This window comes from Streptomyces panacea, assembly GCF_040560175.1.
In the GTDB taxonomy this organism is placed as follows: domain Bacteria; phylum Actinomycetota; class Actinomycetes; order Streptomycetales; family Streptomycetaceae; genus Streptomyces; species Streptomyces panacea.
Window position 1 is genome coordinate 99962 of the sequence record NZ_JARJHW010000002.1, and the last position, 19059, is coordinate 119020.

The following is a 19059-nucleotide window of genomic DNA, read 5'->3' on the forward strand; positions in this document are numbered from 1 at the left end:
CACATGAAGGAGGAACCAGTGTTAACTCTGCCTGTCTATCCGGACTTTGAGCACGCGTACCTGGATGTGCTCGGCCACCTCGTGGATGGGTCCGAGTACCGGAACGCGCCACGTGGGAACGCCGCCCGTGAGCGCATCGGGCTCAGCTTCCAGATCGCCGACCCGCGTGCGCGTCTTCCGTATCTGGCCGAGCGGAAGGTCAATCCGGTCTGGCACTTCGCCGAGGCCCTGTGGTACTTCGCCGGCCGCAACGACGTGGAGATGCTGGCGTACTACGCGCCGCATGTCCGGCAGTTCTCGCGTGACGGCCGGACGATGGGCGGCTCCGCGTACGGCTCGCGCATGTTCAACCCGGCCACGGCCGGCGACACGTCACCGTTCGACCGGGTCCTGGAGCTGCTGCGTACGGAGCAGGACAGCAAGCGGGGCCTGCTGCCGATCTTCACGGCTGATGAGCTGGCCGTGGCCGACAACCCCGACATGTCCTGCGTGGTCGCGCTGCATCTTCTCGTCCGGGAGGGCCGGGTTCACATGGTCTGCTACATGCGGGCCAACGACTGCGACCGCGGGCTGCTGTCCGACACGTTCTCCTTCACGATGATCCAGGAGTTCGCCGCCGTACAGCTCGGTCTCGAACTGGGCACCTACACCCATCACATCGGCTCGGCTCACGTCGGCGAGCGGGATGTCCCACGTATCAGGCGCGTGATCTCGGAGGCCGAGCTGCGCACGCCGCAGCGACGGTTCCCGTTCCCGAAGATGCCGACCGGTACGTCGTCCTCGACCGTGGCCGACCTGCTCGTGCACGAGGAGCGGCTGCGTACGGGGCAGGGCCGGTTGACGCCGGTGGAGATCGTGACCCTGGGCTTCGACCCGTACTGGCAGCAGGTGCTGCTGCTGTTCGAGGTGTACCGGCAGATCCGCCACTGCCCGGAGGACCCGGTCGACGAGAGCGTGCTAGCCGCCCTGGACCCCGGGTTTCGCTGGCTGGTGGGTCACCGCTGGCCCAAGCGCATGCCCGATACGGGAGCACGGTCATGACGTCGCCCCGGAGGCCGTCGTGGAGCGGCGGTGTGGTCGACGGCGTCGACTGGGACCGGTGGACGGTGATTCTCTGCAAGCCGGACTGCGCGGAGACCGGCCTCACGGACCGGGTTCTTGAGCGGATCGCCGCGTGCGGCGTCAGTGTCCTCGGCAGGCTCGACCTGACCGCGAGGGCGTGGCAGGCACACGTGCACTACTGGGACCTGCTGGTGGACGCCGACTGGTTCACCGGCCGCGACATTCCCACCGCGCTCGACGCGCTGTACGCGGACAAGCCGGTGACCGTCGCCCTCGCCCACGGTGACGTCGGTATCCACGGCAGAGTGCGGGACCTGCTCGGTCACTTCGACCCCACGCAGGCCGCCAAGGGCACCATCCGCGGGGACCTCGGCCGCGACAGCCTGGAGGCGGCGCTCGCCGGCGGCCGGCTGGTGAACAACCTCGTGCACACCTCGGACGACCCCGACGCCGCGCGCCGGGACTTCGGCACCTGGTACGGCGCCCGCCGCCGGGGGCTGCTCACCCCGCCGGACCACCGCCCGCCGCACCAGCGTGCGGCAGCCGAGCACCCGCTCCGCCACACCCCCGACTGGAGGTCCACATGACCACTCCCGCTGCCCCGTTACGCCGCGCTCTGCCCATCCTGTCCACCGAGAAGATCGGCGGACTCAAGCCGGAACTCGCCGACGTGATCGAGTACCGCAAGTCGGGGCTGTCGCTGAACTGGATCGTCGGCTGCCCGCTGGAATGCGGGTACTGCGTCCGGCACCTCTTCGACAACTTCGAGATGAAGGCCCCCCGCCGCCTCATGTCGGACGAGGAGGCCGCCGCCCGCCTCGTGGGGCACCCGTACTTCCGGCCGCACAAGACGCCCGTCCAGCTCCTGAACCGGGCCACGGACCCCATGCTCCCCGTCGTCAAGCCGCACGTGTTCAACGTGCTGCGGGCACTGGACGAACAGGGCCTGACCAACCACGTACTGATCATCACCCGGTGGCGCGTGACGCCCGAGGACTGCGCGATCCTCAACAGCTTCACCCACCTGCGCCTGACCGTCCTCGTCACCCACTCCAACATCGCCAACCCCGCGATCGAACCTGTCGACTCGACCATCGCCGCGCGCAGCCTGCGCACCCTGTACGAGCACGCCGAGCGCTACCGCACCGTCCTGTACTGGCGCCCTATCGTGCCCGGCCTCAACGACTCCACGGCCGACATCGAACGGGCACGGGAGTTGTCCCGGCACGCGCACGCGACCGTCTTCACCGGACTGTTCTTCCGCGAGGAGATCGCCTCCTACTACAAGGCGCACGGGCTGCCGATGCCCTACGACGAGACGGCGCGGCGGAAGATCATGCCCGAGGTCGCCGAGCAGCGGATTCTCGACGCCTTCCAACAGGACGGCACGTGGGGGGCGTTGTTCCGCAAGACGAGCTGCGGGGTCGCGTACGCGCACGGAGAGGCCGACTACAACGGTCACTTCGGTGTCCGGGAGCTGTGCGACATCTGCCCCGAGGACCAGATCGCACGGTGCCGGGCCGCGTGGGTCAAGCCGGATCCGGTCACCGTCACGGCCGAAGCCCGAGCACTCGGTGCGACCGGTGTGGTGGAGGTCAACGACCGTGCCATCGTCGTGGAGGGACTGGACGAGCCGCCGCGCTACTTCCTCCAGCACGGCTTCGGCTACCAGTGCCACGACCGCACCAAACCCCATCACCACCGCCGGCACGGCCGGGCCCCCATCGGCTGGACGGCGGAGAACGGACCCACCCCCGCATGAACTTCTCCACCTGGCCCCCGCTGCTCGTGGTCGACGTCGAAGGCAACGGCGCCAACCCGCCCGACCTCGTCGAGGTCGCCGCCCTCCCCGTACGCGAGGGACAGCCGGACACCGGCACGGCGGGTGCGTGGCTGACCAAGCCCAGGCACCCAGTGACCCCGTTCGCCGCCCGCGTCCACGGCCTGACGAACGAGCGGCTGGAAAACGAGCCGGGCTGGGAGGAGATCGCCGACCAGGTCCACACGCTCATGGGCACCTCGTGGATCTGCGCGCACAACGCACATGTGGACCACCGGGTGCTGTCCGCGCACCTCCCGACGTGGCGGCCGGCCGGAGTTCTGGACACCCTCCGTCTCGCCAAGGCCACCCGTCCCGGCCTGCCCAAGTACACCCTCGACGCCTTGATCGAGCACCTTCGGCCGGACCTGAGCGCGGCGCCCGCACACCGGCACCGCGCGACGTTCGACGCTTACGCCACGGCGCAGCTCCTGATCGCCATGGCTGCCGAGTACGACACCTGGGACCAGCTCGTCGCCGCGGCCGTGCTGCCCGGCCTGCCCGGAGCCCCCGAACCAGAAAAGGACCCCACCCTGTGGTGACCACCCCTCAGCCCATCCGGATCGGCGTCATGGGCACGCACTCCACCGGCAAGACCACTCTGCTCAGGCGCATCGAGATGGAGCTGCGCGGTCACGGAATCCCCGTGGCCCGTACCGGCCGCCTCGGGAAACGGGCCGCACTCGCCGGCCTGCCGAAGATGCAGCACCACACGGCTGCTTCCACCGAGTGGGTCATCGCCCAGGGCATCGCCGACGAGATCGCGGCCACCCGCCCCAACCCCGAACCGATCCAGGTCGTCCTCGCCGACCGGGCAGTCTGGGACGCCCTCGCTTACTTCCACGCCGCCGAGCAGTGGCGCCAGGAGACCCCTGACCCGCTGGAGCGTGAGCGGTTGCGGCTCCTGGCTTCCACTCAGGCGCCGAAGTACGACGTGCTTCTGGCCACGGTCCTTGACGAGACATTGCCGGTCGAGAACAAGCACGACTACGACGCCCGGTACCGCGCCCTGGTCGATCACCACACGCACGCGCTCCTCGCCGAAGACGAGATCCCGCACCAGCGCGTCACCAGCGACCCCGACAACCAGGCCCGTGCCGTCGAGCACGCGCTCCAGCTCTGCCTCAACCAGACGACAGCGTGAGCGCTCCGACGCCGGCATGGTGGCCGCTTCCGAAGGAGACGGGCAGTGAGTGACCGAAACCGCCAGGTCCTGTACGTGGCGATGCTCGCCGGTCTGATGGCCGTGTTGTGCGTCGGCATCTTGACGCGGTAGGCGAAGGTGGACCGGACGTGGAACCGCGGCCTGTGCTGGCGCTGCGAGGACGATGGAGTGCCCGTGCTGTGGCTCGGCCCCGTACAGAGCGCGGAAGCCGGCGACGCCCCGTTCTTCTGCTGCGCGCCCTGCGTGCGGCGCCTGGAAGCGCTGGTGAGCTCGTACAACCGCCGTGGTGTCGTCGTGGATGAGAACCCGGTCACGTCGATGTTCGTCCGGACGTACGGGGCGTAGGCGCGCGATCCGGCCACCACGCCGAAGCGCTGGCGCTCGTCCCTCTTTTGGAAGCGACGAAGAACCGGCGGGTCAAAGGGGGCAGGGAGGAGCCCGACCGGCTGCGGCGCCGCACATGTTCGCCGGGGGCAGACGGGAAAGCTGCGGAATGACTGGCCAACGGTTTCAGAAGCATGTCAACGTAGACGACCTTCCCTGAAACTCCCAAGTTGGAGGGGTGGTTGCTCGTGATCATGGGTCCGGATGTCCCTGACCGTTGAGACTCTGCAGCTGTCCCGTTCCGTTTCGGAACACGAAGGGCGTTCCGTCTCGGAACACCGAGCGTGTTCCGTTTCGGAACGCGCTGCCCGTTCCTCGGAGGAACGGGCAGCGCGTTCCCTTTGGCGAGCGGGTCGGGGTCGCCCTGCCCGTCATGGGACGTGCACGTCAGCGGCAAGGGCAGCCACGTCTTTCCTTGCTGGTCCCCGCCGAGGGGCAGATGCACGGTCGTGGCCAGAGCTGTTCACTCGGTGAACGCAGGCGCCGTTCACTAGTGAACGCTCCTGCCGTTCCCTGGGTGAACAGCAGGGAGCCACGATGGGCACGAGGGCGAGGCACTGTCCTCGACTCGCGCGGGCCTGATTCAGTCAGTCGGATCCGTGGCGGTGAGTACAAGTGCCTGTTCAGCGTCTGAACGGCTGCGGCGTTCAGACGCTGAGCACCTCGCCCGTTCAGCTTCTGAGCAGGCGCGTCTGCTCTTCGGTGAGGCCCACGGACCATCTTGGTGCTGCGGCGTGCTTCGTACGTGAGATCCAGCTCGGGCTGCTGCCGGAAGGGATCCCGAGTCGGCTGACCGGAGTTGTCATCCCTGTGCCGATCGCCCAGCAGCAATGTAGTTGCTCACCCCTGGCCTTGGAGGCGCTTCTGTATCCCGAGTTCCCGCTCGAACCGCCCACCCCGTCCGCCTCGTTGGGAGTCCAGGTGTTCTGGGCGGGTCCCCGGTATCTGGCCGGTGACGACGGCCAGCTCTACGAGACGGTGGCCGGGACACTCACCGGGCTCGGCTGGGCGAACCTGGCGATCGTGCGCGGACGGCGGGAGCCGGACGAGGGGCCGGAGGAACGTCAGGTCTTGCGCAGTACCGTCCTGCATGTCAGTCCGGACACGTTGCGCTGGGCTCAGTGGGTGCTGGCGGATGAGCCGTTCCTCCTGGGGGAGTTGCCGGTCGCCTGGCAGGTCTCTGCCCGTGCGGACATCGACAGTCCGCTCGCCACGTGGTCGGCCTACTTCACACCGGGTGTCCCCGGCGAAGCCGTGGCCGGCTTCCTCGTCGGACTCGGCGACCGCGCCCAGCCCGCCGTGCCGCTCGGCAGCACGGAGCTGGTGCTCGACGCTGTCACCTCGAACGGCTGGCTCCGGGACATTGACCAGCCCCACGCCATGGCGACAGATCCGATGTTCACCACGTGCGTGAGCCTCGGTGAGGTGCCGCCGCTCATCCAGGATGGTGACCCGCGTGCTCTGACTCTGGCGGTCGACGAGGCGGGCCCGGCCGGGTGGCAGGCGTGGGCCGAACCCGTAGTCGGTGCAGGGTGCTTGTGGGCGGCGTCGTTCTCCGCCGGCGTGCCGCAGGATCTCGTCGCGGCCTTCGCCGCTTCCCTCAGCTCCACCGCCCCGGTCCTGCGTCGGGTGTTGCCCGAAAGCACCCGCGACCGGCTGCTACTCGCACCGGCGAGCTGACGGTCGGCAGTTCCTCCTCGGCCTGACGTGCGATGCCCGGCCCCACCTCTGGGAGGGGGCCGGGCATCGCACGTTTCTGCTTGCGCGCGGCATACAGGCTGCCCTGCCGTGGTCTATCGGCGTTGTGGGGGCTGGAGTGTTGTTGGGGGTGGTGTGGTGGTGCGGGTTTTGGCCGCTTGTGCGTGTGGGCTGGGGGTGTGGCGTTGGCTGAGGCGGCGGATGCGCCAGGTGAGTGTGCGGGTGGGGTTGCGGGCGTCGTTGAGGGTGCGCTGGTTGAGGGCCTGGTCGAGGAGGGTCGTGGCGTTGTGGCTGGATGTTTCGGCTTCGGCGAGGACAGTGGTGAGGGCGTCGAAGGCGGGGTCGGTGAGGATGTGTTCGGGGCGCCGATGAGAAATGGCGCCGACAGTCGTCTAAGTACGGTCCGGTGAAAACGCGCTGCGCGCATCAAGGGAGAGCAACCAGATGAGACGACTTCGATACTCGATCAACGTCACGCTCGACGGCTGCTGCCATCACGAGGCAGGGCTCCTCCCGGACGAGGAGTCGATGCGCTACTGGACCGCTGAGATGGAGCGAGCCGATGCCCTGCTATTCGGCCGGGTGACCTACGAGATGATGGAGTCGGTGTGGCGGAAGCCGGCCACGGACACGTGGCCCGACTGGATGGCTGAGTGGCAGATCCCGTTCGCCGAGACCATCGACCGGGCGAAGAAGTACGTCGTGTCGAGCACACTGAGCGGGGTCGACTGGAATGCCGAGCTGGTGCGAGGCGACTTGGGGCAAGCGGTTCAGCGGCTCAAGCAGCAGTCAGGCGAGGGCCTGTGGGTGGGTGGCGTGACGCTCCCCCTGGCGTTGGCAGATCTGGGACTGATCGACGAGTACGAGTTCCTTGTGCAGCCGGTCCTTGCCGGACACGGGCCGACGTTGCTCGCCGGTCTGCGCGAGCGCATCCAGCTCGAGCCCTTGGACCGCCATGAGTTCCGGTCCGGGGCGGTAGCCCAGCGATACCGGCCCACGCGAGGTGCGGCTTGACGCGATTGGTCCTGGCACGTTGGCCGCTCCCTCGCGACGCAACGCCGGCTCGCAGTCGCGTTGGCCGTGCCCTCGAACGCGCGGACATATCGACGGGGACATCGCACCGAGGAAGTGCCCGTAGCGGGCGCGGCAAACGTTGCCTGACGTGGCACTAGTCCTCACCGCCGGCGTGGTCGGTCCAGACGGGTCCCGGTCCGGTGGCCCGGGAACGCCCGTGCTGGTGCTGTGGCGTTCCTGGTGTCGGGTATCTGTTCGGTGTCGGCGGGAAGGTCGGCGATGCGACGCAGCCGCCACACGAGCACGTCGCTGATGGAGTCGGCGGTGTCCAGCTCCCGGCGTGTGGTGGCTTCGGCGAGCAGGGTGGCCGGTTGGTGTTCCGTGGCTTCGATATCGGTGAGGGTGGCGGCGAGGGCGGGCCAGCCGGGTTCGGCGAGGATCTGTTCGGCCAGCTCCGGCACCGCCGTGCGGAGGTGCGCGGCCTGTCGCTGTAGCCGGAGCTGTGTGAGGCGCTGGCCGCGTTGGCGGAGTACGGCCATCGGGTGCTGGGCGGCGGCCCGGTAGGCGGTACGCAGGTGTTCGGCGCTCTGGCGGGCGGCGGCGGCCTGCTGGGCTTGGTTCTTGCGGGCGTGCCAGTGGGCGGCGGCGGTGATGAGGAAGAACGCCATGTCGATCACCATGGCCGTGGTCGCGCCGTCCTCCCCGCCCCCGCCGGCCGGTCCGTTGCGGACGAGGTCGCGTGCGGCTTGGCGAAGCGCGCGGTCGTGTCCGCGTACGGCCTGGGTGTGGGAGCGGGTGGCGCGCTCGAACACGAAGGCGGCCCGGCGCAGTTCGTGCCGGGTGGGGGCGGCGGAGGTGGTGGCGAGTGCGTCCAGGACTTCCCCCGCCCCGGCGATGCGGGCGGCGATCTGCTCGTCGGTGCCGTGGTCGATGACCAGCAGCGCCTGCCACATCGCGGTGCTCGCACGCCGTCTGGCGCCTGCCGACCCCGGCCACCGATGACCTGCGGACACGTCGGCCCCTGCGTCAGGTTCCGACTCTGGACCGCTGGTGGTCCAGCGTTTGCGGATCTTGGGGAGGGAGAGGTCGGGGGCGAGGGTGGAGCCGGCGTAGAAGACGGGTTCGCCGTCGTGGTTGCGGTCGTCGGGCAGGGCGACCTTGTAGCCGAGGAGGTCACCGGAGGGCGCGACACGTTGGTGAACCAGGAGACCGGCGGCAGTGAGGCGGGTGAAGAACTCGGTCTCGTTCATGGTGCCGGCTGCCGCGTGGCGGACGGTTTCTCGTAGTTCCTCGCGCGGGGTCTGAGGGCGCCTCTCGCGTGCGGCTTTGTGGCGCTCCGCGTTGGTGGGGCGTTTCGCGGCGGTACCGTCGCCGGGGTTGAGCTGCCGCAGGCCGTATTCGGCTTCGAGGAGGCGTGCTTCGGCCTGGGCGCGGGCGGCGTCGTTGTTCAGCCGTGGTCTGCGGCCGTCTTCACGGACGAGGGTGGCGACGATGTGGATGTGGTCGTCCGCGTGGCGTACAGCGGCCCAGCGGCAGGCCGTGTCGTCGCCGGTGGGGGCGATGCCAGTGGCCGCGACCATACGGCGAGCGATGTCGGCCCACTGCTCGTCGGTGAGCAGCGGGTCCTCGGGGCTGTTGCGTACGGACAGGTGCCACACGTGCTGGTCTGGGCGACTTGAGGGGACCAGGGCGTCGACGGGCTGGTCGAGGAGCCGTGCGAGGTCGGCGTAGGTGGCGTCCGGGTGGCGTCCGGGGTCGGGGGCGAAGGCGTCCCAGGCCGCGACGAGGTGGGGGTCGGTGTGCTCCTCGCACCTGCCGGGCTCATACAGGTAGAAGACCAGGCCGACTGTGCGGCTGCCCCGCTTCTGAACACGGGGAATCATCCGGGCCGGTTCTCGCCGGTGAGGTAGTGCTGGGTGAAGGCGTCGACCCGCCGGGCGGCGCGTTCGACGGCGTCGAGAACAGCGGTGGCGTGGAGCGCGTCTGCGCCGGAGTTGGCGGCTGCTGCGACCTGGTTGAGGTTGTTGCCGATCTGGCCGAGATGCCGGCGCAGCGCGAACAGCTCGCTGACCACTTCGCGTTCACCGGCCACCTCTGCGGCGGTGCGCTCCAGGTCTCGGGCGGCGTTGAGACCGGCGCGGGCGAGGAACGCGGCGATGCTCATACCGCAGGCGGCAGCACCACGGGCAAGACGCTGGTACTCGGTGTCGTTCATGCGGCAGCTCGGCTGGTGCATGCGCTTGTCGTCGTCACGCAGACGCTCACGCTGCTTCACACGCGGCTTCAACGGCGCGACGCAAGCGTGCTCACACGACGAACGACGGCACGCGTGCTGCTCCTCCTGCTGTCCCGGACGGAGGCCGCCCTCGGCCCCATCCGGACCGGCCGGCGCCCCCTGGCGCCGACCGGCTCCCGCCACCCCCGGGGCGGGAGACGCGTGAGCATTGCTGCCATCGGCAGCAATGCTCACGCGATAACTTGCTCCGCCTGAAGCCGAGTTGGAGTCCTCCTGACCAGGCTCGTGGGCGGGGGTGTTCTGCGGGTCTGTCATCGGTTTCGGTTCCTCATCGTGCGTGGTCGTCGGATGTCAGGTGGTGGTTTTGGTGCGCAGTTCTTGCAGGACGAGGCCCAGACGGTCGTTCCGGCCGCCCGTCAGGCCCTCGTTGCGGAGGATCTCCCGCAGCTGAACCCGGTTGACGGTCTCGTTGCCGTCCCGCTCCAGGAGCGCCGGAACATGGGGTCTGACCCTGGTGACGAGCTGCTCCATCGGCAGCGCCGATCCCCTCGACGCGCCCTTCGCCTGGCGTGCACGGGTCCGCTTGCCCTTCCCCTTCGGCTTCCGCCGTGCTGGGACCGTGCCAACATGGCCCCGGTCCCCGCCACGCCCGGTCCCCGAGCGGGTCCCGGTCCCCGTGTCGGTCCCGCTCGGTCCCCGGTCCCCGATGCGGTCGGTCCCCGACTTGGTCCCCTTCGGTCCCCGGTGCGTTTGGGGGGTGTGAGCAGGCGTTTCTCCCGCGAAAAGCTCGGTCCCCGCGTCTTGGTATCGGCTTTCGGGGACCGGTCCCCGTTCGGTCCCCACGTCGGTCCCCAAGCTGTGGCTTGTGCTTTTGGGGACCGGTCCCCGTTCAGTCCCGGCTGTCCGGTCCCCGACGGGTTCGGTATCCGTGCGGGGACCGTCGCCCGGGACCGAGGCACTCCGGGCCTTCGGTGAGGGGACCGTGCCTGACCCCGGATCAGCCGGTTCGTCGTGTCCGGTGGTCCAGGGGGAGGGGAGGGAGACGGTGGCGAGGGTCTGTGCGTGCCGTCGGGCGGCGAGCTGGTCAAGGAGCTGCGCGCGCTGCTTGGGGTCGGTGCCGACCGCAGCTCCTCCTACGGCTTTGGACAGGCGGTGTGCGAGTCTCCTCCCGCGCCACGTCTGCCGTTGGGCGGGTGTGTGTTCGGCGAGGCGGGTGGCGAGGGTGACGGCGCGGGTGGTGGCGCGGTCGCGGGTGATCTGCGCGGCGTCGCGGTCGCGGGCGGCGATGCCCAGACGTGACAGGAGGCGCTCGCGCGCCTCGCGGCCGAGGGTGGCGAGGAGGCTGTGCGAGGCGGCGTCCGGCTTGTGCAGGCGCAGTTCGATGCCCATGGCGAGGTGCCAGAGCATCGCGGCCATGACGGGGCCGACGAAGGCCCGCACGGTGCCGCCGACCGGACCGGACTCGGCGTACGCAGGGATGATCTGCACTCCGGTGATGACCCAGACCAGGCTCCCGGGCAGACCGGGTGTGCCCTGGGTGTTGAGGTTCTGCCGGGCCATCAGGGCGGTGGCGAACAGAGCCAGTTCCGCAGCGCCGAACATCATGGCGCGCTCGACGGTGCCGGCCATGTCGAGGTAGTCGGCGGCGAACCGCCACGAGGTGTCGGCGCTGTAGGCGGTGCAGCCGAGCGCCGCGAGCGCGGCGACCTTCACCGCCGGGCTGCCCGGCCGACGCACGCTCCGTGCGGCACGCCGTCGGCGGCCCCATCCCGCTGCCGCGAGGGCGATCATGCCAGTGACCGCGATCCCGACCGCGAGAAGCGCAGGCAGGGCGGTGAGAGAACCCGGGGACAGGAGGTTGCTCATGCGGCCTTTCCGATAGGGGAGTTCGCGGTGTCAGCCGAGGGCTGACGGGTCACCGCCTCGTCCGTGCCGGGTCCGTTGGGTGCCTGCTGGCTGCTGGTCGAACTCGGTCTCGTCCGGCCGGAGACCGTCGAGGGCTGCCGGGTGTGCCGCGCCGCGGCGAGATCGAGGCGGCTCGGGTGGGGTGTGGCGCGGGGGGTGTTGCCTCTGGCTCCGCCCTCGGGGCCGACGCGCCTGCTGCGGCAGGGCTGGCCCTCGACGGCGTGGCACCACTCGCAGCGGACACCGAGGGCATCCGGCCGGCCCTGGGCGATAGCCGCTTCGCGGGCCGCGCGGGTGGGCCGGTAGGTGGCCAGCTGCGTGCGGACGGTCGGCGGTATGCAGGAGCCGATCTCCCTCAGCCGCGCCTCCAGGTCGGGGCGTGCCCAGCCGCCGGTGAGGGCCTGGTGCTGGGCGGGCTCGGCGCTGCCGGTGGCCACGGCCCGCCTGGTGCGGGCCAGTTCGGCGGTCCAGGCGGCCTGGTTGTCCGGATCGGCGGTCGGGGTGGGGTCGGTGTGCCGGTGGAGACGGTCGCGGCGGTAGGCGTTCCACCGGCGGGCGATGTCGGCGGGGAGGATCGGGTACGGCGAGTTGAGGATGTGGTCCCGGGCGACGAGGCGGGTGTCCCATCCGTGCCCGGTGTCCAGGGGCACGTCGCCGAGCAGGTGGTGCCACTGGGCTATCTGGTCGCGGGCTTCGCCGGTGTCGGTGCGGATGAGGCGCGGGTCGAGCCGGCCGAGATAGGCCAGCAGGGCGCCGACTTCGTAGGGGGTCACCGGGGTGCTACTCCGTTCCGTTCGGCTCGTCGAGAGCGGCCCGCAGGGCGGCGCTGTGGGCCTGGGTCCGGGTCAACCCTCCAGCGGGGGAGGGGCCTTGGCCGGGCATCGCGTGGAGGTTCGGGCGGCTGGGTGTGGGGTTGTGCTCCCGAGCGATCCAGGACCGCCAGTCCGCCGCCCACGCTCCTGCCGTGCGGGGCTGGTACTCGGCACGGTGGGCACGCCACTTCGCGTCGGCGGTGGCGAGGCCCTCTTCGCCGAGGCGGTCGAGATGGCCCTGCTGCCGGGTCCAGGTGTGGGTGTCCGGGTCGGCCTGCCACTCGGTGGCCGAGGTGACGGCGGCAGCACCACTGCTGCTGTACCTACTTCGGTTCACCTTCGGTTCACTACGGTTCTGGGGGTCAGTTTCTGACCCTTCCGGGGGTCGGGATCCGACCCGTCGAGGGGTCGGATTCTGACGTGAGGGGCCAGATTCCGACCCGGTCGGATTCTGGCGACGGGGGTCGGATTCCGCCCCGTCCCTGGGCCAGATTCCGTGCCTCCGCAGCCGTTTCCCGTCCAGCTCAGGCACCGGATCGGAGGCGGTCGGCGGCTCGACAATCGCCTCGAGGTCGTCCTCCGTGGCTGCGGCGGCCTTGGTGAGCTGTGCGGCGGTGCGCGGCAGCCGGTAGACCGTGCTGCGCTGCGGACCGACGAAGGTGTCCAGCGTCTGCAGCTCGCCACTGTTCACCAGGGTGGTCAGAGCGCTCCGCACTGCGTTACGGCTCGCATTCGTCCGCTGCATGAGAGACGCGATCGAGGCCCAGGCGACGCACTGCTCGTCCGGCACCCGGTCGGCGATCGACAGCAGGACCAGACGCGCGGTTCCCCGGCTGGAGCTGTGCTCCCACACCCATTCACGGGCGTCCTTGCTCATCGGCCGCCCCGGCGGCCGGCTGCGGTGGGACCAGGAGGCTGGCTCGGCCTCGGGGCATGGGAGACGCCTACGGCGGGCTGGGCCGTAAGGTCGGGCATGGAGGTTCCTCACCCGGTGGCTATTGGGCTGGCACCCATGGCACACCGTTGTGTTCGTCGCGGAAGGGCGAATCGGCAGGGGACTTGGCGGCTCCCGGCGCTCTGCGTGCCGGGAGCCGGCCTCATTTCCGGGCGGGCGAATCCAAGAAGCCACGCCCACGCCGCACAAGTCCAGCATTCACCGGAGAAAGCGGACAGCTGTCGGCGAACACCGGCTACGGGGGCCTTTCTCTAACGGTAGACCCGAAACGCCGGTTGACGAAAAAGCCCGCCCAAGGACAAAGCCAGAAGCATCACATCGCGGAAACCTTGCACAGCCGCCGCGATCCGAGCTACAACACACAACCCCACGTCAGGCCACACCTCGACGCCCGCCACCGACACCCGCACCTCGCCCCCGGGGTGGCCCGCTCAACTTCCCCGTGACGGTGAAACGGGGCGCAACATAGCCGCAGAACGCCGGTTCACCAAACCGGCGAACGCGAGGTACAAATTTGGCTATGGAAATCAGACCGCTCGCAATAGGCCCGCCAGGAATCCGGGCTGCCCCCACCGTTGAATTCGTCGGCACCTGGCAAGGCATCAACAAGTGGCAACTCGTCGACCGGGCACCCGCTTTGAGCCGCACGCTGGCCGACACGGCCGTGTGCCGCATCGAACGCACCCCACGACGCCCCGGTATCGACGATCTCGCCGTCATGGCAGGCGTGCCGCGCGTCTCGCCCTCCGCACCCCTGCCGGAGCCGACCGCCCCCTAGCTGGGCTGACCCGCCTCTCCCCGCCCTTCCGCGATCAACACCCAAGGCGCCAACCAGGGATGCCAGTCCCGCGCGCCGGAACAGGAACGTTCTTGGACCGCTCCGCCATGCCCTCGCGCGGATCCTCCGCCCGGACCGATGCCGGGAAGGAGGTGAGCAACGAACCCGATCGCCTCCTCACCGTGGCCGACGCCGCCGAACGGCTCGGTACCGGCGAGCGGTTCATACGCCGCCTGATCCACGAGCGCCGTATCCGCTACGTCAAGGTCGGCAAGTACGTCCGCATCGCCGAAAGCGTCCTTCGCGCCTACGTGGACGAGCGGACCATCGAGCCCGTCCGCAGCACGCGGTCCCGTCACGGGAGAGCGGCGTGAGCGCCCGCGCGCGTGGGGCTTCGCGTCGCCGCTTCGGCGCGATACGCAAGCTGCCGTCCGGCCGGTACCAGGCCCGGTACCCCGGCACCGACGGCATGTTGCGCCCAGCCCCCGACACGTACGAGACGAAGCGCGACGCCGAGGTCTTCCTCGCTCAGATCGAGGCCGACCAGACGCGTGGCGACTGGATCGACCCGGCCGACGGCGAGGTGCTGTTCGCCGAGTACGCCAGCCGCTGGATCGACGAACGGGGCCTCGCGCCCACGACGGACGAGCTGTACCGCCGGCTCCTGCGACTCCATCTGGAGCCGACGTTCGGTGCTTTGTACGTCAACGCCATCAGTCCGGCCCGCGTCAGGTCCTGGCGCGCGGAGCGGCTGCGGGCCACGGGCAGGACCACGGTCGCCAAGTCGTACCGGCTGCTGAAAGCCATCATGGAGACCGCGGTCGACGACGACATGCTCCGCAAGAACCCGTGCCGTATCCGCGGCGCGGGACGCGAAGAAGCCGACGAACGACCCGTCGCGACGGTGGCCCAGGTCTTCGCCGTCGCCGATGTCATCGGCCTGCGCTGGCGGCTGATGGTCCTCCTCGGCGCGTTCGCCTCGATGCGCCCTGAGGAACTCGCCGAACTCCGCCGAGGAGACATAGAACTCGACGCCGGCTCCCTCTGGGTACGCCGTGCCGCGCCCGAGCTGAACACCGGACACCGCGTCATCGGCGACCCCAAGTCCCGCGCCGGCAAAAGAGAGATCGCCCTGCCCGCCTTCCTGTACGAAGACCTCCGCCGTCACCTGGAATGGTTCGCCGAGCCAGGAGGCGACGGGCTGGTGTTCGTCGGAGAGAAGGGCGCGGCCCTGCGCGGTACGACCTTCGGGCGCAAGTGGCGAAGAGCCCGGGACCAGGCGGGCCTGCCCGATGGCTTCCGCTTCTACGATCTGCGGCACACCGGCAACACCCTCGCCGCCGACACCGGGGCCAAGCTGAAGGACCTCATGGTCCGCGCGGGCCAGTCCTCCGAGAAGGCGCAGCTCATCTACCAGCACTCCACCAAGGAGCATCAGCGCCGGCTCGCCGCCGACATCGACCACGACGTCCGCCGCCAGACGCAGCCACCCCAGCAGGGCGGCAGCAGAAGCGCGACCATCCATCCCTTCGTGCCACGCCCTTCTGGGTCTGGCACACAGCGCGCGCGGCGTAGGTAGCCCTGTCGGCACGGTTCGTCCCAGCGCGACGACGGCCCTGGTGAACGCTCCAGTTGAGACACCGACTGTCGGAGGCAGCGGATTGGATGAGCACATGACCTCATACGACGTCGCGCGCCGACTGCCTGCCATTGGTGACCTGCGGAACCTATGCCGCTCCTTGGCGGTGCTCGACACGATCCTCAGCCCTGACTGGGAGTACCGGTACTACTCCTTCAACTCCGGCTGGGCCGACGGTGAGGAGATGGCCTCGATGCGCAACGGCTCGGGGGACGAGTACTCCATCGTCTTTTCGGCGGCAGGCGCGTACATGCGCGGCTTCGACCATGAGTCGCCGATGAGCCCGTACGCCAACGACGGTGACGTCTGGCCGGGCGTGATCGACGACGTTCCGTCGGCCTTCCGCACGTGTGTCGAGGAACCCGCCTTCACCGACGAGGACGACACGCCGGTCGTGACCGCCTGCCTGTGGCGCGAGACGGCCGACACCCGATGGAGCCACGGAACGATCGACTTCCCCGCCGGCCACGACGACCCAGACGGCGCGAACCGGCTGTTCCACCTCCTCGCGGACCCTTCCCCCGAGGCGTACCAGCGGTTCGCCGAGGACTACTACGAGGTCCCCGTGAACCTCGAAGCGGTCCGTCACATATACGCGCTGCGACCGCTGACCCCCGCACTCGTCTCGGACCTGAACGCGGCGACCAGCCTGCCTGACCTGGCCGGGGAAATCCGGGGGATCGGCCACCCGGGGCTGTGACGCGATTCGTCCTGAGCGCGCTGAACACATCCGGCAGAACCTCGCGAATGGTTCGCGTGTGCACAGCCCAGTCCCACGCGCGCCTGTGATGCAAGTCACCTAAAACGCGTCTCGCTAAATGAGATGACGGGGCGTCGGGCGTGTTGCGGGAGGGCCCGACAGTTGCGTTCGGCCTGGTCGGAGCGGTCGCTATGGCACGCGAATGGCACGCGGCCGGAAAATGGTCTGGACAACAAAGGAGGCCCAAGTCGCTGACTTGGGCCTTCGCCGTGGAGCGGGTGACGAGAATCGAACTCGCGCTCTGAGCTTGGGAAGCTCATGTTCTACCATTAAACTACACCCGCGCGGAGCGCCCATGATCACCGGCGCTTCCGTGGACACTCTACCCCATTGTCGACTCTCGCCGCTCGACGCGGCTGTCGGTCGGGGGAGTTGGGGCGTAGCCTCCGTCGTCGGAGTGCCGCTTGGATGGCTGTCTCGTTGATCCCCTAATGTGTGGGTTCGTCCGCGTTTTTGGGGAAGGGACCTGATGGATTTGATGGATCGCACCGTCGTCCGCTGTGCCGAAGGGCATGTGTTCAGTACTACGTCGTTCCCGATGCAGCAGCTTGACGCCGGGCGGCTCGGGCCCGGGCGGCTGATTCGGTGTCCGCGTTGTGCTCGGTTGCGGCATGCCGTGCCCGTGGAGGTTGGGCGGCGCTGACGCAGGTGGGCGGTAGGGGCGCGCGGGGTTGCCCGGGTTGGGGCGGGCCCGCGCGTTCTGCGTATCCTCGGGGCGTGCTTCTCTCTGACAAGGACATCCGGGCCGAGATCGACTCCGGGCGCGTGCGTATCGACCCCTACGACGAATCGATGGTGCAGCCGTCGAGCATCGACGTGCGGCTTGACCGGTTCTTCCGCGTGTTCGAGAACCACCGCTACCCACACATCGACCCCGCCGTGGAGCAGAGCGACCTCACGCGGAAGGTCGAGCCGGCCGGGGACGAGGCGTTCATCCTGCATCCCGGGGAGTTCGTGCTCGCCTCGTCGTACGAGGTCATCTCGCTGCCCGACGACATCGCCTCCCGGCTGGAGGGGAAGTCGAGCCTCGGGCGCCTCGGGCTCGTCACGCACTCCACCGCCGGCTTCATCGACCCCGGCTTCTCCGGGCACGTGACGCTGGAGCTGTCGAATCTCGCGACGCTGCCCATCAAGCTCTGGCCGGGCATGAAGATCGGGCAGCTCTGTCTGTTTCGGCTCAGCTCGCCGGCCGAGTTCCCGTACGGCTCCGAGCGTTACGGGTCGCGTTACCAGGGGCAGCGCGGGCCCACCGCCTCCCGTTCGTTCCTCAACTTCCACCGGACACAGGTGTGAAGGACGCGGACGGCACACGGGAGAACCTGACGTACGAGCGCTTCGGCGATGCCGTACGGGAGTTGGCGCAGGCTGTGGCCGATGACGGGTACGAGCCGGATGTCGTCCTGAGCATCGCCCGCGGCGGGGTCTTCGTCGCCGGCGGGCTCGCCTACGCTCTCGACTGCAAGAACATCCACCTGGTGAATGTCGAGTTCTACACGGGAGTTGGTACGACTCTCGCGATGCCGGTCATGCTGGCGCCGGTGCCCAACGTGGTCGACTTCACCAACAAGAGGGTCCTCATCGCCGACGACGTCGCCGACACCGGGCGCACCCTCAAGCTCGTCCACGATTTCTGTCTCGATCAAGTCGCCGAGGTCCGCAGCGCCGTCATCTACGAGAAGACGCACTCGCAGGTGAAGTGCGAGTACGTCTGGAAGCGCACCGACGAGTGGATCAACTTCCCCTGGAGCGTGCAGGCTCCCGTCGTACGGCGTCCCGGGCAGATACTCGATTCGTGAGAGCCGAGGCGTGAAACGGGGACCCGCCGTCCGGGGACGGCGGGTCCTCCTGTCAGATCGTGCCCAGTTTGATCAGTGACAGCAGCGCGATCAGCTGGATCGCCGACGCGCCCAGCGCCTTCGGCCACGGCAGGTCGTGCGACCTGCTCACCATCACCGTGAACAGCGCTCCCGCCGCGACCCAGGTGACCCAGCCGAGGATCTGCACCAGGGAGTTCTCGCCGCCCAGGAAGAGCGCGAAGACCAGGCGGGGCGCGTCCGTGACCGACATGATCAGCATCGAGAGGCCGACCGTCGGCTGCCAGGCGCCGTCGCCGCCGAGCTGGCGGGCCATGGTGTGGGTCACCGCGCCCAGGATCAGACCGCCGATCACGAAGGCCACGGCCGTCGTCAGGACGTACGGGATGGCTGTCGAGAGGGTGGCGTTGATCGCCTCCTCGCGGGCGCCGTCGAATCCGAAGATGGCGAGCAGGCCGTAGAGGAACGTGACGACCAGCGCCGGGCCCCAGACCGGGTAGTCGCGCATCTGCCAGAACGTCGCGTTCGGGCGCAGCACGATGCCGCTCAGCAGCTGCTTCCAGTGCAGGCGGGGGCCGGACGGGGCGGGCGCCGCGCCCGCGTGGTACGTCGCGCCGTTGCCGTAGTCGCTCTCGTCCACGCTGAACTGCTGCGTGTGACCTGGGTTGTTGGCGTACGGGTCGTGGGCGCCGCCACCGCCGTGCTGTTGGTTGTGCGGGTCGCCGAAGTACTCGGGCTCGCCCTGGCCGCCCTGCCCGCCGCCCTGCCCGCCGGGTCCGGGGTAGCCGTAACCGCCCTGCTGGGGGCCGGGGTGTCCGGCGCCCGCCGGGGGCCACTGCTGTTGCGGAGGGCGCGGCTGTCTGCCGTACGGGGGTGCCGGCTGCCCGCCTCCGTACTGCGGAGGGGGCGCCGCCTGCCGTCCGTACGGCTGCTGCTGCGGTTCCTGCTGACGTGTGCGGTTGTCCCGGCCGCGTCCGATCCTGAATCCAGCCACGTCACCGAACGTACCCGCTCCGGG

Annotated in this window: 19 protein-coding genes, 1 tRNA gene and 1 pseudogene; 14 read left to right on the forward strand and 7 right to left on the reverse strand. The window is 69.4% G+C overall.

The genetic code is table 11. From position 1 onward, the window contains the following. Positions 1–18 precede the first annotated feature (18 nt). From P3L51_RS01185 to P3L51_RS01225, 8 genes are all read left to right on the forward strand, one after another. Positions 19–1041 (forward strand): thymidylate synthase, encoded by a 1023-nt coding sequence (locus P3L51_RS01185; RefSeq protein WP_354603085.1) that lies wholly within the window; start codon positions 19–21, stop codon positions 1039–1041. Then, positions 1038–1649, forward strand: coding sequence for a nucleoside-diphosphate kinase (locus P3L51_RS01190; protein ID WP_354603086.1), 612 nt, complete (start codon positions 1038–1040; stop codon positions 1647–1649). Before P3L51_RS01185 ends, P3L51_RS01190 begins: the two co-directional genes overlap by 4 nt. After that, positions 1646–2824: a radical SAM protein gene (locus P3L51_RS01195; protein ID WP_354603087.1), complete on the forward strand. Its 1179-nt coding sequence runs from the start codon at positions 1646–1648 to the stop codon at positions 2822–2824. The genes P3L51_RS01190 and P3L51_RS01195 overlap by 4 nt, the downstream gene beginning before the upstream one ends. After that, positions 2821–3423, forward strand: a complete 603-nt coding sequence (locus tag P3L51_RS01200) for a 3'-5' exonuclease (RefSeq protein ID WP_354603088.1) — start codon at positions 2821–2823, stop codon at positions 3421–3423. The genes P3L51_RS01195 and P3L51_RS01200 overlap by 4 nt, the downstream gene beginning before the upstream one ends. Continuing rightward, the gene (locus P3L51_RS01205; protein WP_354603089.1) at positions 3420–4025 is read left to right on the forward strand and encodes an AAA family ATPase; all 606 of its coding nucleotides are present in this window, start codon (positions 3420–3422) and stop codon (positions 4023–4025) included. The genes P3L51_RS01200 and P3L51_RS01205 overlap by 4 nt, the downstream gene beginning before the upstream one ends. Before the next feature lie 195 nt (positions 4026–4220). Continuing rightward, positions 4221–4391 carry a hypothetical protein gene (locus P3L51_RS01210; protein WP_435594350.1) on the forward strand — a complete coding sequence of 57 codons (171 nt, stop codon included), beginning with the start codon at positions 4221–4223 and terminating at the stop codon, positions 4389–4391. 891 nt (positions 4392–5282) lie between these two features. Beyond that, a complete protein-coding gene (locus tag P3L51_RS01215; protein ID WP_354603124.1) occupies positions 5283–6110 on the forward strand; it encodes an SPDY domain-containing protein in 828 nt (275 codons plus the stop codon). Between the two features lie 462 nt (positions 6111–6572). After that, positions 6573–7142, forward strand: coding sequence for a dihydrofolate reductase family protein (locus P3L51_RS01225; RefSeq protein WP_354603091.1), 570 nt, complete (start codon positions 6573–6575; stop codon positions 7140–7142). A gap of 161 nt (positions 7143–7303) precedes the next feature. Here P3L51_RS01225 and P3L51_RS01230 read toward each other — a convergent pair whose 3' ends face one another. The 5 genes and pseudogenes from P3L51_RS01230 to P3L51_RS01250 form a co-directional block, all read right to left on the reverse strand. Continuing rightward, positions 7304–9025 carry a relaxase/mobilization nuclease domain-containing protein gene (locus P3L51_RS01230; protein WP_354603092.1) on the reverse strand — a complete coding sequence of 574 codons (1722 nt, stop codon included), beginning with the start codon at positions 9023–9025 and terminating at the stop codon, positions 7304–7306. After that, the gene (locus P3L51_RS01235) at positions 9022–9417 is read right to left on the reverse strand and encodes a plasmid mobilization protein (RefSeq protein ID WP_354603093.1); all 396 of its coding nucleotides are present in this window, start codon (positions 9415–9417) and stop codon (positions 9022–9024) included. The genes P3L51_RS01230 and P3L51_RS01235 overlap by 4 nt, the downstream gene beginning before the upstream one ends. A gap of 312 nt (positions 9418–9729) precedes the next feature. Then, entirely contained in the window at positions 9730–11244 is a 1515-nt protein-coding gene (locus P3L51_RS01240; RefSeq protein ID WP_354603094.1) for a hypothetical protein, read from the reverse strand. Between the two features lie 134 nt (positions 11245–11378). Further along, positions 11379–12056, reverse strand: a pseudogene (locus P3L51_RS01245) (zinc finger domain-containing protein); the annotation flags it as partial. Positions 12057–12063: 7 nt separating this feature from the next. Further along, a complete protein-coding gene (locus P3L51_RS01250; RefSeq protein WP_354603096.1) occupies positions 12064–12972 on the reverse strand; it encodes a helix-turn-helix domain-containing protein in 909 nt (302 codons plus the stop codon). A gap of 598 nt (positions 12973–13570) precedes the next feature. Between P3L51_RS01250 and P3L51_RS01255 the strand changes: the two genes are divergently transcribed. From P3L51_RS01255 to P3L51_RS01270, 4 genes are all read left to right on the forward strand, one after another. Beyond that, positions 13571–13828 (forward strand): hypothetical protein, encoded by a 258-nt coding sequence (locus P3L51_RS01255; protein WP_354603097.1) that lies wholly within the window; start codon positions 13571–13573, stop codon positions 13826–13828. 107 nt (positions 13829–13935) lie between these two features. Continuing rightward, positions 13936–14202 (forward strand): helix-turn-helix domain-containing protein, encoded by a 267-nt coding sequence (locus P3L51_RS01260; RefSeq protein WP_382709318.1) that lies wholly within the window; start codon positions 13936–13938, stop codon positions 14200–14202. Continuing rightward, positions 14199–15407, forward strand: coding sequence for a tyrosine-type recombinase/integrase (locus P3L51_RS01265; RefSeq protein WP_354603099.1), 1209 nt, complete (start codon positions 14199–14201; stop codon positions 15405–15407). Before P3L51_RS01260 ends, P3L51_RS01265 begins: the two co-directional genes overlap by 4 nt. 94 nt (positions 15408–15501) lie before the next feature. Continuing rightward, positions 15502–16167, forward strand: coding sequence for a hypothetical protein (locus P3L51_RS01270; RefSeq protein WP_354603100.1), 666 nt, complete (start codon positions 15502–15504; stop codon positions 16165–16167). 270 nt (positions 16168–16437) lie between these two features. On the opposite strand, the gene P3L51_RS01275 is transcribed toward P3L51_RS01270, so the two are convergent. Beyond that, positions 16438–16511, reverse strand: a tRNA-Gly gene (locus P3L51_RS01275). 433 nt (positions 16512–16944) lie between these two features. On the opposite strand from P3L51_RS01275, the gene dcd reads away from it, so the two are divergent. Next, positions 16945–17520, forward strand: coding sequence for a dCTP deaminase (gene dcd / locus P3L51_RS01280; protein WP_354603101.1), 576 nt, complete (start codon positions 16945–16947; stop codon positions 17518–17520). Then, positions 17517–18023, forward strand: a complete 507-nt coding sequence (locus tag P3L51_RS01285; protein WP_354603102.1) for a phosphoribosyltransferase — start codon at positions 17517–17519, stop codon at positions 18021–18023. The genes dcd and P3L51_RS01285 overlap by 4 nt, the downstream gene beginning before the upstream one ends. A 52-nt stretch (positions 18024–18075) precedes the next feature. On the opposite strand, the gene P3L51_RS01290 is transcribed toward P3L51_RS01285, so the two are convergent. After that, positions 18076–19035 carry a Yip1 family protein gene (locus P3L51_RS01290; RefSeq protein ID WP_354603103.1) on the reverse strand — a complete coding sequence of 320 codons (960 nt, stop codon included), beginning with the start codon at positions 19033–19035 and terminating at the stop codon, positions 18076–18078. Positions 19036–19059 lie beyond the last annotated feature (24 nt).

Excerpts from the sequence above, each read along its gene's own strand:
- P3L51_RS01230 (WP_354603092.1), bottom strand. The coding sequence starts at position 9,025 with ATGATTCCCCGTGTTCAGAAGCGGGGCAGCCGCACAGTCGGCCTGGTC.
- P3L51_RS01200 (WP_354603088.1), top strand. The coding sequence starts at position 2,821 with ATGAACTTCTCCACCTGGCCCCCGCTGCTCGTGGTCGACGTCGAAGGC.
- P3L51_RS01195 (WP_354603087.1), top strand. The coding sequence starts at position 1,646 with ATGACCACTCCCGCTGCCCCGTTACGCCGCGCTCTGCCCATCCTGTCC.
- P3L51_RS01270 (WP_354603100.1), top strand. The coding sequence starts at position 15,502 with ATGACCTCATACGACGTCGCGCGCCGACTGCCTGCCATTGGTGACCTG.
- P3L51_RS01190 (WP_354603086.1), top strand. The coding sequence starts at position 1,038 with ATGACGTCGCCCCGGAGGCCGTCGTGGAGCGGCGGTGTGGTCGACGGC.
- P3L51_RS01250 (WP_354603096.1), bottom strand. The coding sequence starts at position 12,972 with ATGAGCAAGGACGCCCGTGAATGGGTGTGGGAGCACAGCTCCAGCCGG.
- P3L51_RS01225 (WP_354603091.1), top strand. The coding sequence starts at position 6,573 with ATGAGACGACTTCGATACTCGATCAACGTCACGCTCGACGGCTGCTGC.
- P3L51_RS01260 (WP_382709318.1), top strand. The coding sequence starts at position 13,936 with ATGCCCTCGCGCGGATCCTCCGCCCGGACCGATGCCGGGAAGGAGGTG.
- P3L51_RS01240 (WP_354603094.1), bottom strand. The coding sequence starts at position 11,244 with ATGAGCAACCTCCTGTCCCCGGGTTCTCTCACCGCCCTGCCTGCGCTT.
- P3L51_RS01255 (WP_354603097.1), top strand. The coding sequence starts at position 13,571 with ATGGAAATCAGACCGCTCGCAATAGGCCCGCCAGGAATCCGGGCTGCC.